Annotated in this window: 18 protein-coding genes and 1 pseudogene; 10 read left to right on the top strand and 9 right to left on the bottom strand. The window is 63.7% G+C overall.

The window, feature by feature from the left end; translation table 11 throughout:
* Positions 1-2: 2 nt before the first annotated feature.
* Positions 3-1,109: a flagellar biosynthesis protein FlhB gene (flhB, locus tag DEH80_RS14585; RefSeq protein ID WP_109721252.1), complete on the bottom strand. Its 1,107-nt coding sequence runs from the start codon at positions 1,107-1,109 to the stop codon at positions 3-5.
* A gap of 333 nt (positions 1,110-1,442) precedes the next feature.
* Between flhB and DEH80_RS14580 the strand changes: the two genes are divergently transcribed.
* The 9 genes from DEH80_RS14580 to DEH80_RS14540 all read left to right on the top strand — a co-directional run bounded on the left by DEH80_RS14580 (position 1,443) and on the right by DEH80_RS14540 (position 6,695).
* Positions 1,443-1,913, top strand: a complete 471-nt coding sequence (locus tag DEH80_RS14580) for a GFA family protein (RefSeq protein WP_109721251.1) — start codon at positions 1,443-1,445, stop codon at positions 1,911-1,913.
* 96 nt (positions 1,914-2,009) lie between these two features.
* Positions 2,010-2,438, top strand: a complete 429-nt coding sequence (locus tag DEH80_RS14575; RefSeq protein WP_109721250.1) for a hypothetical protein — start codon at positions 2,010-2,012, stop codon at positions 2,436-2,438.
* A 101-nt stretch (positions 2,439-2,539) separates the two neighbouring features.
* Positions 2,540-2,977, top strand: coding sequence for a GNAT family acetyltransferase (locus tag DEH80_RS14570; protein ID WP_109721249.1), 438 nt, complete (start codon positions 2,540-2,542; stop codon positions 2,975-2,977).
* A 134-nt stretch (positions 2,978-3,111) separates the two neighbouring features.
* Positions 3,112-3,738, top strand: coding sequence for a DUF1294 domain-containing protein (locus tag DEH80_RS14565; RefSeq protein WP_109721248.1), 627 nt, complete (start codon positions 3,112-3,114; stop codon positions 3,736-3,738).
* A gap of 142 nt (positions 3,739-3,880) precedes the next feature.
* A complete protein-coding gene (locus DEH80_RS14560) occupies positions 3,881-4,168 on the top strand; it encodes a hypothetical protein (RefSeq protein WP_109721247.1) in 288 nt (95 codons plus the stop codon).
* A gap of 47 nt (positions 4,169-4,215) precedes the next feature.
* The gene (locus DEH80_RS14555; protein ID WP_207774626.1) at positions 4,216-4,581 is read left to right on the top strand and encodes a hypothetical protein; all 366 of its coding nucleotides are present in this window, start codon (positions 4,216-4,218) and stop codon (positions 4,579-4,581) included.
* Positions 4,578-5,336, top strand: a complete 759-nt coding sequence (gene map / locus DEH80_RS14550) for a type I methionyl aminopeptidase (protein WP_109721246.1) — start codon at positions 4,578-4,580, stop codon at positions 5,334-5,336. Before DEH80_RS14555 ends, map begins: the two co-directional genes overlap by 4 nt.
* Before the next feature lie 24 nt (positions 5,337-5,360).
* The gene (locus DEH80_RS14545; RefSeq protein WP_109721245.1) at positions 5,361-6,284 is read left to right on the top strand and encodes a glutathione S-transferase family protein; all 924 of its coding nucleotides are present in this window, start codon (positions 5,361-5,363) and stop codon (positions 6,282-6,284) included.
* A gap of 30 nt (positions 6,285-6,314) precedes the next feature.
* The gene (locus DEH80_RS14540) at positions 6,315-6,695 is read left to right on the top strand and encodes a VOC family protein (protein ID WP_109721244.1); all 381 of its coding nucleotides are present in this window, start codon (positions 6,315-6,317) and stop codon (positions 6,693-6,695) included.
* A 13-nt stretch (positions 6,696-6,708) separates the two neighbouring features.
* On the opposite strand, the gene fliR is transcribed toward DEH80_RS14540, so the two are convergent.
* The 8 genes and pseudogenes from fliR to DEH80_RS14500 all read right to left on the bottom strand — a co-directional run bounded on the left by fliR (position 6,709) and on the right by DEH80_RS14500 (position 11,648).
* On the bottom strand, positions 6,709-7,494 hold the full coding sequence (fliR, locus tag DEH80_RS14535) for a flagellar biosynthetic protein FliR (RefSeq protein ID WP_165831488.1): 786 nt from the start codon (positions 7,492-7,494) through the stop codon (positions 6,709-6,711).
* The gene (gene fliQ, locus DEH80_RS14530) at positions 7,491-7,769 is read right to left on the bottom strand and encodes a flagellar biosynthesis protein FliQ (RefSeq protein ID WP_109721242.1); all 279 of its coding nucleotides are present in this window, start codon (positions 7,767-7,769) and stop codon (positions 7,491-7,493) included. Before fliQ ends, fliR begins: the two co-directional genes overlap by 4 nt.
* Entirely contained in the window at positions 7,766-8,512 is a 747-nt protein-coding gene (gene fliP / locus DEH80_RS14525) for a flagellar type III secretion system pore protein FliP (protein WP_109721241.1), read from the bottom strand. Before fliP ends, fliQ begins: the two co-directional genes overlap by 4 nt.
* Positions 8,509-8,973, bottom strand: coding sequence for a flagellar biosynthetic protein FliO (gene fliO / locus DEH80_RS14520; protein ID WP_109721240.1), 465 nt, complete (start codon positions 8,971-8,973; stop codon positions 8,509-8,511). The genes fliP and fliO overlap by 4 nt, the downstream gene beginning before the upstream one ends.
* Before the next feature lie 5 nt (positions 8,974-8,978).
* Positions 8,979-9,239: pseudogene (fliN, locus tag DEH80_RS14515) on the bottom strand (flagellar motor switch protein FliN); the annotation flags it as partial.
* Between the two features lie 112 nt (positions 9,240-9,351).
* Positions 9,352-10,332, bottom strand: a complete 981-nt coding sequence (gene fliM / locus DEH80_RS14510; RefSeq protein ID WP_109721238.1) for a flagellar motor switch protein FliM — start codon at positions 10,330-10,332, stop codon at positions 9,352-9,354.
* On the bottom strand, positions 10,329-10,859 hold the full coding sequence (locus DEH80_RS14505) for a flagellar basal body-associated FliL family protein (RefSeq protein ID WP_109721237.1): 531 nt from the start codon (positions 10,857-10,859) through the stop codon (positions 10,329-10,331). Before DEH80_RS14505 ends, fliM begins: the two co-directional genes overlap by 4 nt.
* A 186-nt stretch (positions 10,860-11,045) precedes the next feature.
* Positions 11,046-11,648, bottom strand: coding sequence for a flagellar hook-length control protein FliK (locus DEH80_RS14500; protein WP_109721236.1), 603 nt, complete (start codon positions 11,646-11,648; stop codon positions 11,046-11,048).
* An 87-nt stretch (positions 11,649-11,735) separates the two neighbouring features.
* Between DEH80_RS14500 and DEH80_RS17830 the strand changes: the two genes are divergently transcribed.
* Positions 11,736-12,299, top strand: a 564-nt coding sequence (locus DEH80_RS17830; protein WP_369122176.1) for a pentapeptide repeat-containing protein, incomplete at its 3' end; no start/stop codon positions are given.

Raw genomic sequence — 12,299 nt, 5'->3', positions numbered from 1 at the left:
CGTTAGTCCCGTACACCCAGATCAGGCAGTTCCGGCATGGGCCCTGAGTGCCAGGCCTCCAGCTGACGGATGTAGGTCAGCACCTGGGCCACGGCGCGGTAGAGCGTGCTCGGGATCTCGCACTCGAGATCAACCGTGCGATACAAGACCCGGGCCAGCGGCGGGGCCTCGACAATGGGCACGCGGTTCTCCTTGCCCAGCTTGCGGATCACGGCGGCGATGTGGTCCACACCCTTGGCCACCACACGCGGCGCGTGATCGCTACCGCTGTCGTACTTGAGCGCCACCGCGAAATGCGTGGGGTTGGTGACGATGACATCGGCCTCGGGGACGGCCTCCATCATCCGGCCCCGCGCGGCGGCCTGTTGCAGCTCGCGGATGCGGCCTTTGACCTCTGGCCGGCCTTCCGTCTCCTTGAGCTCATCGCGGACTTCCTGCCGCGTCATCTTCAGCTGTTTGGCGTGGTTGAACACCTGAAACGGCGCATCCACCATCGCGATCAGGAACAGGCCGATGCACAGCGGGATCAGCACGAAAATCGCCGACTGCATGCCGCCGGCTATCGCGTTATTGACGGGCTGGACCGCCAGCGCCAATAACTCGTCGGTTTCGCCCTTGAGGTAGAGCACCGCGATCCCGCCCAACACCGCTGTCTTGGCTAGCGCCTTGCCCAGCTCCATCAGCGCGTTCAGCGAGAACAGCCGGCCGATGCCCTTAATCGGATTGAGGCGCGACATATCCGGGATTAACGCCTGGCCGCTCAGCGACCAGCCTCCGAGCAGAATCGGCCCAGCAAAGGCGGCCACCATGCAAATCGCCAAAAACGGGGCGATGATCCAGTGGGCATCCACCCAGGCGGAAGACAGCGAATCGAACATCGGGCGGCTGTGGATCGTCTGCGCATCCAGGCTGAGCAAGCCCTGCATCCACAGCGAAAAGCGCTGGGCTGTCCAGCCGCCTAGCGTCAAGATTCCGATACCCGCCGAGCCCACGACAACCAGCGTCGTCAATTCTTTGGAGCGGGCAATCTGCCCCTTCTTGCGCGCGTCCCTAAGGCGTTTGGGGGTCGCCTTTTCGGTCTTCTCCTGGGAACTGCTGTTCTCTGCCATCGGGGTTTGCCTGCGGGGTTGCTGACCTGCGCACTGCGCAATCAGCCCCCTCCTGCAAGTGGCGGGCCTGGGCGAATGCCCTGTGACGGCCGCTGGGGCGACGGCAACCCGACGGTTGCGTCGTCGGCCTGTAGGGGCGCCAACCCGGCCCGGGTTTCTGCGGCCATCTGCGTCGGCACACACCACAGGCAGTGACGGCTGAGCCAGCCGGTCTCACGGTCGGCGCCCGGACCCCCGAAAGCTTAGTTCAGAACACCCCAGGGGTTGGCCTGGGGTATCGTGATGCCACCGACGACGCGCTAGGCAACCTCACTGCACAAGGAGCTGACCCGGATGACGATTGCGTGCACCTGCCCCTGCGGCCACACGACTATCGCGTTCTCGGGTGAGCCCGTCCTACGCGTCCACTGTCATTGCCGCATCTGCCAGAAGGTCTATGACGCCGACTATGCAGACTTCGTGATGTTGTCTGCACGGCAGATCGCCCGGCCGCAGGCATCAGACATCCGGTACGCCAAGCACCGCCCGCCGCCAGCGGTTCGTCGGGGCACCTGCCCGAACTGCGAGCATCCCGTGGTGGCGTGGATGCCACTTGCGCCATTTTTGGGCCTGGCATTTGTCCCAACAGCCAACCTGCCGGCCGGGGTCAAGTTGCCCGAACCAGCGCTCCATTCCTTCTACCATCGCCGGGTCAAACATGTGCAGGACGATGTGCCCAAGGTCGCTGGCTACTGGGCAAGCCAGTGGGCGGTGGTGCGCCGGTTCTTCACGGCCTGGTGGCTCCGGGGATCGCGCCGTGGCTGACGACCCCAGCATGACTGAAGCCGGCGCAGTCAACGCACACGGGCCAGTGCAGGCAGCCGCCGTGGCCGGCCCCGTACAACGGTTTGGAGACCGCAGATGACACCGGTTGAAGTAGCCGCTGAGCTGTACCGCCAGATTGCATTCAGCTCGTCGATTCTGGGCGGCTTTTCGCTAACGTTTCTGAGCATTTTGATGACGCAGGTGGAGGCTCGGACTCGGGTGTTCTTGACCGCAATCGGGGCGCTGACCACCTCGGTGGTCTTGCTGGTGGTCACGACGCTGGGAGCGACCTATACGTTGATAGTCGTCCAGCAGCTCGGTCTGACTTTCGACTTTGCCCAATGGCCATCATCGCTTTATCGAACCAAGTGGATCACCGAGCTGGCCTTTGCCTGCGGTGTGCTTTTGCTGGTCGGCGGTATCGGCTTGAGTGGGTATGCCAAGAGCCGCCTGCTCGGGCGCATTACACTGATTCCAGCATTACTCGGCACGGTGCTGTTGCTGGTCATTTTTGTGGGCGGTTGAACACGCATGGGTGTGCGAGCCGCTCATCACGCGCCGAGCACCTGGCTGGGCGCTCCTCCACCGTCTGGCCTGGCCAGGCTCTTCATGAGTGACTGCACAGCATGCTGATCCGAAGCTTCCAACCCAGTGACGAGCCCGCCGTCATCGCGCTGTGGCAGGCCTGTGACCTCATCCGGCCGTGGAACAACCCGCAGCTCGATATCCAGCGCAAACTTGCAGTCCAGCCGGCGATGTTCTTGGTGGCGGCAGCAGATCAGCGAGTGATGGGCACGGTCATGGCGGGCTATGAGGGTCACCGGGGGTGGATTAATTATCTGGCGGTCTCCCCCACTGAGCGTTTGCAGGGTATAGGTCGCCAGCTCATGCAAGCGGCAGAGTCAGCACTCAAGGCAGCCGGTTGCCCAAAAATCAATCTGCAGGTTCGTGACGGCAATGACGCGGCCTTGGCGTTTTATGAGCGACTGGGTTACGGCGTTGACCCTGTTGTGAGTTTGGGCAAACGACTCCTGGCGGATGATTCGCACACTGCGGATGTCTGACGCTGCAAACTGGTATTGCTCCAACTGCCTGGGCGTTTGTGGGCGACCGTCCACGTCATCGAATGCGTGTACGGGCCCATTTCGATGACAGCCGGCTTGCCTGGAGTCGGGTTTGACCAGCACGAAGGATCAACATGCGTGAGCAAGGGCGAATCACCCATTGGAATGATGCCAAGGGCTATGGATTCATCACGCCATCGGCCGGAGGCGAGCGCTTGTTCGTCCACATCAGTGCCTGGCCTCATAAGGGGCAGCGCCCCGCCGAGCAGGACGCGGTGTCCTTTATTCGAGGAAAAGACTCCCGAGGCCGCGCACGCGCAGAATCACTGCGGTGTGCGCGCGCCGCGGCCGTGCAACCAAGGCGCCAGACGAACAAGACCGGCCCCGTTGCGGTGACGGCGATTGCACTCTACGCAGCCGGGCTCATCGGGGGCATCGCGACTGGCCGTCTTCCCCTCTGGGTACTGGCGGCGAGCGTGGTAGCGAGTGTGGTGGCTTATGTCGCCTATGGCCTTGATCAGGCTGCAGCGCGCCGCCGGGCCTGGCGCACTCCGGAACGCAGGCTGCATGGGCTGGCGCTCGTCGGGGGCTGGCCCGGCGCGCTGCTAGCGCAACAACACTTGCGCCACAAGACGGCCAAGCCGGGGTTTCAACGTGTGTTCTGGTGCACAGTGCTTATCCACTGCGCGATGCTTGCGTGGCTGGCGACGCCCAAAGGCGCAGCCACGCTGCGCCAATTCATCACATCCGTCGTCTCATGATCGTTAGATGCTGGATTTCCTGCCTGATCCGCCCGGTTCAGGAAGCTAGGAGGCGGAGCCCACCAAGCGATGATGCTGGGATCTACGACCTCTCAAGTCAGTGCAGCATCAGAAGGCATCTGCGACCATAGCGAAGCCTTACATGTTTGTCCGCATGCTCGGCTGGGCGTATCTGGCGCTTTGCGTGGGCTACTACTTTGGGTTGCGCGCGTCGCTGGAGGGCCGGCGAATGATGGGGCCGATCTGGATGGGGCTGGTCAGCAACGAGGGCGCCTGCGTGTATCTGCTGTATTACGGCGCAACCGGTGCCTGGGCGCAGTGGGGTGGCTTTGTCCAGTTCATTGGCTGGGGGTCGGTCGTCGCCACAGCGCTGATCACCGCCGGCCTCTTCCGGTTTGGCGTACAGGGCCACGAACCCGTCGCAAGCTGACCAAATACAGCATTCCCAGTGACCGACATCCTCAAGGAAGACGCCTCATGACTCCTCTGCGCGGCCTGCTCATCATCTCAACGCTGGCCATCTACGGCTTCACGATGGCGGCGATCCTGTGGCAGGGACTGTTCTGGCCGGCCATCGCCGTTCACGACCTGATGGCGCTGGGCTGGCGCGCCCAGTTCGACTTTGATTTCATCGTCCATCTGCTGTTGCTGGCGACCTGGGTGGTGTGGCGGGAAGGCGCAGATGGTCGCGCCTATGTGTTCGGAGTTTTAAGCGTGGTCATGGGCGGGATGTTCAGCTTTCCCTATCTGCTGTACGCCATTTACAAAGCCCACGGGGACCCTCGGGCATTGCTGCTGGGCGTGCATGCACCCGCACCGACCCCTGCCAGGGTCCAGGCATGACGGTACAAGGCGAAGCCGACGTCGACGGTATTCTCCGGGCCGGGCGCGTGGTCGCACGGGTCCGCGACGCCATGCTCGATGCCATCGAGCCCGGCATGACCACCGCAGAGCTGGACCAGCTAGGCGCCGAGTTGCTGGATGGCTTTGGCGCGCTGTCTGCTCCGAGGGTGATGTACGACTTCCCCGGGGCGACCTGCATCAGCGTGAACGAAGAAGCCGCCCACGGGGTGCCGGGCGCGCGGGTGATCCAGGGCGGCGACCTGGTCAATGTGGATGTATCCGCCGAAGTCGGGGGTTACTACGCGGACACGGGGGCGACGATGGTCGTGCCACCCGCGAGCACCACCGCCACCCGGCTTTGCAGCGCCACCCGGCAGGCACTTGACCGGGCGCTGACGCAGGCCCGAGCCGGCGCTCCCATTAACGGCCTGGGCAAGGCCATCGAGACCACCGCCCGGGCGCACGGATTTCAGGTCATCCGCAATCTCGGGGGGCACGGTATTGGCCGCAGCCTCCACGAGGAACCCGACGGGATCGTCAGCTACTTCAACCGGCGCGACCGCCGCCGGCTCAAACGCGGCCAGGTTCTGGCCATCGAACCGTTCTTGTCCACCCGCAGCACCGTTGTCGAAGAAGCCGATGACGGCTGGACCCTGGTTGGGCATCCGGCCAATCGCTCGGCCCAATACGAGCACACCATCATCGTCACGGAAGGCCAACCGATCATCGCGACGCTTTCTGAGGCCAGTGCCTGAACACATTGTTTGACAGGAGACCGCATGCCACCGTCCATGATTCTGCATCACTACGACGATTCTCCCTACGCGGAGAAGATCAGGCTGATGTTCGGCCTGACCCGGATGCACTGGCAGTCGCTGCGTTCGCCCGCCTGGCCACCCCGACCGAATCTCGACCCGTTGGTGGGCGGCTATCGACGAATCCCGGTGGCGCAGCTGGGGGCCGATTTATTCTGCGATACGCGTCTGATCGCGATGGAAGTTGCCCGCCTGACCGACCAACCCGCGGTGGACCCCAGCACGGTGACCGGTGAGCCAGCAGCGCTCATGGACCGGGCCGAACACGAGTTGTTCTTCGCGGCGATCTCAGCGGTGCCCCCGGCGCGTCTCCTGACGACCATGCTGATGACCTTCGGCCCCTTGGGCATGGCGCGCTTCGTTAGAGACCGCGCCAAGCTGATGCGCGGCGGCACGGTCCGCCCCCCGAGCCAGGCCAAGAGTCAGCACATCATGCAATCGATGCTGACCGCGATCGAGAGCCGCTTGGAGGCAGCGCCATGGATCACCGGCGAGCAACCGGGTGTGGCGGATTTCGCCGTCTACCATCCGCTGTGGCTGCACGTCTTGTGCAGCCGCCGCCCCCTGGATGCCGGCCCCCGTGTCCAGCGCTGGTACCGCGCCGTCACCGAGATCGGGCACGGCGAGCGCAGCGAGATCCATCGAGACCAGGCCTTTGCTGCCGCGGCCGACACCGCCCCGCGTCCGTTGCCTGCCCATAGTGACCTGCCCGAGGTGGAACCCGGCCAAACGGTGCAGGTCGCGCCGGCGGATTACGGTGTGGTGCCCGTGACTGGCAAACTCGCCGCGGCCACCCAACACCGTGTGATTGTGCAGCGTGACACCCCGCAGTTTGGCGCAGTGCATGTGCATTTTCCGCGCGCGGGGTATGCCGTAACGGCCGTTTGACCACCCGCATCACAGGATGAGGCCAGCCCCATGACACCTGCCTTTAAACCCGGCCGCAACATGGCGATGAAGGTCCCGCCCCACGAATTCGAGGCCACGGTCGCGTTCTACCGAGATGTACTCGGGCTGGACGAACTGACCCCGGCGGGTGAATTCGAGACGCCGCGCTTTGCGTTCGGGGACAAACAGCTATGGATCGATTGCGTGCCTGGCTGCACACAGGCGGAGATCTGGCTGGAAGTCACCTCCGACGACCCCGCTGCCGCAGCGCAGCGGCTGGCGCAGGCGGGCGTGGTGCGCTGCGACGCCGTCGAGCCCCTGCCCCCGGACTTCAACGGCTACTGGATCGCCAGTCCGTGCAACATCGTGCATCTGGTCAGCGGCACGTCAGACGCTGCAGATACTCCCTAACCGCCGCTAACCGCTATCGCGTGTAGATCGCGCCGATCGAGTCCAGTGCCTGGTCCATCCAGTAGTCCAAGACCTGCTGCAGGGCGGGCAAGGCCACGTACATGGCCAGCAGCCCGAAGATCAGCGCCGCCGGCAAACCCACCGACAACACGTTCAGTGCCGGGGCCGACCGGCTCATGACACCGAATGCAAAGTTGATCAGCAGCAGCGCGCACATGGCTGGCAATGCCACCTGAATGGCGCCGATGAACATCGCCGTGCCCCACTGGGCCAGTGCCAGATGGGCGTCAGGTAGCCAGCTCACCAGCACGCCGGGCGGCCAGCCAAAGCTTTGTGCCGCCAGCATGATCAGCTGCACATGACCATCCAGCGTCAGGAATAACAACGTCGCCACAATGCTGAAGAACTGGCCCAGCACCGGGGTTTGAGCGCCGCGCAGCGGGTCGGTCATCTGCGCAAAGCCCAGGCCCATGCCCAAAGCGATGAGCTGGCCACCAAAGGAGATAGCCTCGAAGACCAGTTGCAGCAGAAAGCCCATACCGGCTCCGATGAGCAGTTCCTGGGCCACCGCTGCCAGCCACGGGATGGTCAGCAACGGTGGGGGCTCTGGCGTCGGCACCATGGGCAGAATGACCAGGGTCGTCGCCATGGCCGCGATGAGTCGCACCCGCGGCGAGACAATCCGCGTGCCGATAATCGGCGCCACGGCAAACAGCGCGCCGATTCGGAGAAACGGCCAGAAAAACGACGCGACCCACAGCTCGATTTGGCCGGCCGGAATCGCCCCGCCGAAAATCACTGGATCAAACCCAGCATCACCGGAATGCTGGTATACAACTCGGTCGTGAAATCCATCAGCATGCCCAACAGCCAGGGGCCGGTCAGCCCCAGTGCTGCCGCCATCGCAAACAGCTTGGGAATGAAACTCAGCGTCATTTCATTGATCTGCGTGGCCGCCTGAAACATGCCCACGGCCAGACCGACCACCAGCGCCGTGATCAGTAGCGGCGCGGCCAGCAGAAAGGTCAGGTACAGCGCATCCTGCCCCTCAGCCAGCACCATCTCGGGCGTCATATCGCAAAGCTCCCGGCCAGGGTGCCCAGCACCAGCGTCCAGCCGTCCACCAACACGAACAGCATGACCTTGAACGGCAGCGAGATCAGCATGGGCGACAACATCATCATGCCCATGGACATCAACACGCTGGCCACCACCAGGTCGATGACGACAAAGGGAATGAAAATGAAGAACCCGATCTGGAAGGCTGTGGTCAGTTCGCTGGTGATGAACGCGGCCGCCAGGACCGAAAACGCCACATCTTCCGGATTCTCCGGCAGATTCTCATCCCGCATGCTGGCAAACATGCCCAGGTGGTTCTCACGGGTGTTGGCGAGCATGAAGGTCCGGATCGGACCGGCCGCACGCTCCAGCGCCAGCTCGCCTTCCATGGTTTCATCGAAGTACGGCTGCACGGCCGATTCGTAGATCTCGCTGCCGACCGGCGCCATGACAAACAGGGTCATGAACAGCGCCAGCCCGAGCAGAATCTGGTTGGATGGCGTGGCACCGGTTCCCAGCGCCTGGCGCAGCAGTGCCAGCACCACGATGATGCGGGTAAACGCGGTCATCGACAGCAGAATGGCCGGTAGCAGCGTAATCGCCGTCATCAAGGCCAGCACCTGGATGGACAGGCTGTAGGCCTGGCCACCGTCCTCGGTGGTTTCCAGCGATATGGCCGGCAATCCGGCTGCCCAGCTGGTGCCGATGGGCAGCAACCATAGGGCCGCCAGCGGCAGGATTCGAATCAAACCATTCATTTTGCGCGGCCCAGCGATCGCTCGAGGATCGCCATAAAGGAAGGTGCGGTGGGCGCGGCAGCGGCCTCGGCTTGTGTGTCGACGGACAGGCCGCCCTCGACCGTGTCCAGGTGCCGAACCTGACCGGGCGCCACGCCCAGCACATAATCACGGCCACCGGCGGAGACAACCACCACCCGCTCGCGCTGACCCACGGCCACGCTGTCTCGGACCTGCAACAGCCCGCCGCGGCGCAGGTTGCCGCCGGAGACCCGACGCATCACCCACAGCACGCCGACGGCCAGCACCAGAACCAGCACCAGGGCGCCGCCCAGCGTGCCGACCTGCGGCTTGGGAACAGCGCTGCCAATCTCTGGCCGGGCGGGCTCAACGGTGGTCTGCGCCGCCGCCGGGACCGGCCCTGCTGGCGCGGCTGCACTCACCACCGTCGCGGCGGTGGCCATGTTGAGGGTCAGTTGCACGGGGTTTAGCTCAGCTTGCGGACGCGTTCGGCGGGACTGACCACATCGGTCAGGCGCACACCGAATTTCTCGTTGACCACCACGACCTCACCATGGGCCACCAGCGTCCCGTTGACGAAGATGTCCAGCGGCTCACCGGCCAGCCGGTCCAGCTCCACGACCGAGCCCTGGTTGAGCTGCAGCAGGCTGCGGATGGGCATACGGGTGCGTCCGACTTCCATCGACAACGTCACCGTCACGTCGAGAATGCAATCGAGGTTGAGTTCGGATTCATTCGCCGGTGCAGCGTCGTCCTGCAGCTCGCGCACGGGTGCGGTTTCCGGTCCGGCCTGCGTGGGGTCGTTGGCGGGTGTTTGTTCTGTCGTCATGGGTTCAACCTCAATGGACCTGAATCTCGTCGCGCACCGCGCGAACGAGCTTGAGTGCTTGGTTACCGCCGGCCACGCCGAACTCGCAGTCGTACAGCGGCACGCCTTCGGCAGAGAAATCGACGGTGTCGGGCATATCGATGGGGATCACGTCACCCACCTTCATTTTCAGCAGGCGGGACAGGCTCATCCGCACCTCGCAAAGCGTGCTGCTGATGTCGACCTCGGCCCCCAGCAGCTGTTGTTTCAGCGTCGCCGTCCAGCGTTCGTCACGATCGCCGCGGTCACTTTGTATGCCGGTATCCAGCAGGTCTCGAATCGGCTCGACCATCGAGTACGGCAGCGTAAGATGTGCCTCGCCCCCCTGACCGTCGATGTCGACTTCGAAGCGGCAGACCACCACGATTTCGCTGGGGCTGACAATGTTGGCAAAGGCCGGATTGACCTCGGATTGCAGATACTCGAATTCCAGAGGTAACACCGGCGACCAGGCTTGGACCCAGTCCTCAAAGGCGTGGTTGAGCAGGATCTGGATCACCCGCATCTCGGTCGAGGTGAACTCGCGACCTTCGATCTTGGTGTGAAAACGTCCGTCGCCACCAAAGAAATTGTCGACCACCGCGAACACCAGCTTGGGTTCGAAGATCATCAGCCCGGTGCCACGCAACGGCTTGACCTTGATTAGGTTCAGATTGGTGGGCACGAACAGCTGGTGCAGGTACTCCGAAAACTTGACCGTCTGCACGCTGCGCACCGTGATGTCCGGCGAGCGCCGCAACATGTTGAACAGGCTGATGCGGAAATAGCGGGCGAAACGCTCGTTGACCATCTCCAGCGTCGGCATCCGACCCCGGACAATCCGGTCCTGCATGGCCAGATCGTAGGTCCGCGCTCCGTCCGCACCGACCTCATCCGTGCCGGTTTCGACATCGCCATCTTCGACGCCGTGGAGCAGCGCGTCGATCTCATCTTGTGAGAGGACGTCGCTCATTGCATGACGAAGCTGGTGAAGTAGACGGCTTCCACTGCACTGGGCTCCCCTTCGGCTTCCAGCACACGGACGATTTCATTCAGCGCGGCGGTTTGCAGATTCAGCCGGCCTTCGCGGGTTTCCAGTTCGTTGTAGTCCTGGCTACCGAACAGCAGCAGCAAGTCATTGCGAATCACCGGCTCGTGCTGTGTCAGCGCGGCCGGCACGGCCTCGTCGCGGGTCATCACCTGTAATTCCACCTGCAGGAAGCGCATGTTGTCGCCATCCGACAGATTGACCACGAAGGCCGGGTCGAAGGCGTGATAAATCGCCGGACCCTTAACCGTTTCCTCGGCCGTCTCGGAGTCGGCGCCCTCTTCCGTCTCATCGCCTCCAGACAGGAAGAACCAGGCGGCACCACCACCGGCTGCCAGCAGCACGACAACAGCCACCAGAATGATGAACAGCATTTTGCCGGCCTGATGGCCCAGACCCTGGAGTCCGTGGCTAGGCGGCAGCGAGGAGGTAGACAACGTGGCAGGAGACATCTGCAAAACCTGGTCGAGTGAATGAACTGCCAGGTTGGAGCAAGCGATGTGCCACGGATTCTAAGGACGACCCAGGCTCGATCGATTCTTCTAAACAGCTGTTTTTACTTGAATTAACCCGATGATGATCAGGTGGCGTCGGGCTGTTGACGGGCCGGAATTAGGCCCCGCGACAAGAACCCGTCGTCAGGCCCAGGTATCCAGCCCATCGGGTCGGTCAGAACCCCGATTGGACGGCCCGGCGGCTGCTTTGGGTGACGACATTTTGTCGTTGCGGTCGGCGGCACCCTGTTGGGAGCCCTGATCCAGGGTCTGCTGGAAGTCGGATGGCTGCTCACCGCCAGAATCCTGGCGCACATCCACGTCCACGTCCGAGAAGCCAGCAGCATCCAGCGCCGCCTGCAGGCGGGAGGACGACTGCTGCAACCACTCCACCGCTTCCGGCTGACGTGCCGCGACGACCACGCGAACCTGCTGCTCCGCCGTTTCGACGGAAACCTGCAGCTCGCCCAAGGCTTCGGGGTGCAGGCGGACCGTCGCTTTTTGCACGCCATCGCGCAGTTGCAGCTGCAATTGCATGGCAAGTTGCTCGGCGTTCGCCACCACAGGCGCTGAAGGCAGCGCCCCGGGCACCGGCGTAACGGCAGCCGGAGTCGCCGGCCCCGCGGAAGACAACGGTGCCAGGCTGGGCCAACCCGTCTCAGCGGACAGCTCCCGGGACGCACTCGGCAGCAGACCTGCCGCCGTTGCCCCCGTCACCGCCATGGACGTCGCCGTCCGCGCGGACACGGGCTGTCCCCACAGGGCCTGCTGCGTCGTCGCTGGCAAGATCAGCGTGGACTGCGTCGCTGCCGGAGCCGCCTGGACCGGAGCCGTTTGAGCCTGAGCCGTCTGAACCGGTGTCGTCTGAACCGGTGTCGTCTGAACCGGTGTCGTCTGAACCGGGGTCGTCTGAACCGGGGTCGTCTGAACCGGGGTCGTCTGAACCGGGGTCGTCTGAACCGGGGTCGTTTGGACCGGGGTCGTTTGGACCGGGGTCGTTTGGACCGGGGTCGTTTGGACCGGGGTCGTTTGGACCGGGGCCGTTTGGACCGGAGCCGTTTGGACCGGAGCCGTTTGGACCGGAGCCGTTTGGACCGGAGCCGTTTGGGCCTGAGCCGTTTGGGCCTGAGCTGTTTGGGCCTGAGCTGTTTGGGCCTGAGCTGTTTGGGCCTGTGTCGTCTGAACCGGTGTCGTCTGAACCGGTGTCGTCTGAACCGGTGTCGTCTGAACCGGTGTCGTCTGAACCGGGGTCGTTTGGACCGGKGTCGTTTGGACCGGTGTCGTTTGGACCGGTGTCGTTTGGACCGGTGTCGTTTGGACCGGTGTCGTTTGGACCGGTGTCGTTTGGACCGGTGTCGTTTGGACCGGTGTCGTTTGGACCGGTGTCGTTTGGACCGG

It is taken from the genome of Abyssibacter profundi (assembly GCF_003151135.1).
Lineage (GTDB): Bacteria > Pseudomonadota > Gammaproteobacteria > Nevskiales > OUC007 > Abyssibacter > Abyssibacter profundi.
This window is presented reverse-complemented; position numbering and strand designations above follow the sequence as displayed.

Coding starts and splice junctions, on each gene's coding strand:
- flhB (WP_109721252.1), bottom strand. CDS start 1,109: ATGGCAGAGAACAGCAGTTCCCAGGAGAAGACCGAAAAGGCGACCCCC.
- DEH80_RS14580 (WP_109721251.1), top strand. CDS start 1,443: ATGACGATTGCGTGCACCTGCCCCTGCGGCCACACGACTATCGCGTTC.
- DEH80_RS14575 (WP_109721250.1), top strand. CDS start 2,010: ATGACACCGGTTGAAGTAGCCGCTGAGCTGTACCGCCAGATTGCATTC.
- DEH80_RS14570 (WP_109721249.1), top strand. CDS start 2,540: ATGCTGATCCGAAGCTTCCAACCCAGTGACGAGCCCGCCGTCATCGCG.
- DEH80_RS14565 (WP_109721248.1), top strand. CDS start 3,112: ATGCGTGAGCAAGGGCGAATCACCCATTGGAATGATGCCAAGGGCTAT.
- DEH80_RS14560 (WP_109721247.1), top strand. CDS start 3,881: ATGTTTGTCCGCATGCTCGGCTGGGCGTATCTGGCGCTTTGCGTGGGC.
- DEH80_RS14555 (WP_207774626.1), top strand. CDS start 4,216: ATGACTCCTCTGCGCGGCCTGCTCATCATCTCAACGCTGGCCATCTAC.
- map (WP_109721246.1), top strand. CDS start 4,578: ATGACGGTACAAGGCGAAGCCGACGTCGACGGTATTCTCCGGGCCGGG.
- DEH80_RS14545 (WP_109721245.1), top strand. CDS start 5,361: ATGCCACCGTCCATGATTCTGCATCACTACGACGATTCTCCCTACGCG.
- DEH80_RS14540 (WP_109721244.1), top strand. CDS start 6,315: ATGACACCTGCCTTTAAACCCGGCCGCAACATGGCGATGAAGGTCCCG.
- fliQ (WP_109721242.1), bottom strand. CDS start 7,769: ATGACGCCCGAGATGGTGCTGGCTGAGGGGCAGGATGCGCTGTACCTG.
- fliP (WP_109721241.1), bottom strand. CDS start 8,512: ATGAATGGTTTGATTCGAATCCTGCCGCTGGCGGCCCTATGGTTGCTG.
- fliM (WP_109721238.1), bottom strand. CDS start 10,332: ATGAGCGACGTCCTCTCACAAGATGAGATCGACGCGCTGCTCCACGGC.
- DEH80_RS14505 (WP_109721237.1), bottom strand. CDS start 10,859: ATGTCTCCTGCCACGTTGTCTACCTCCTCGCTGCCGCCTAGCCACGGA.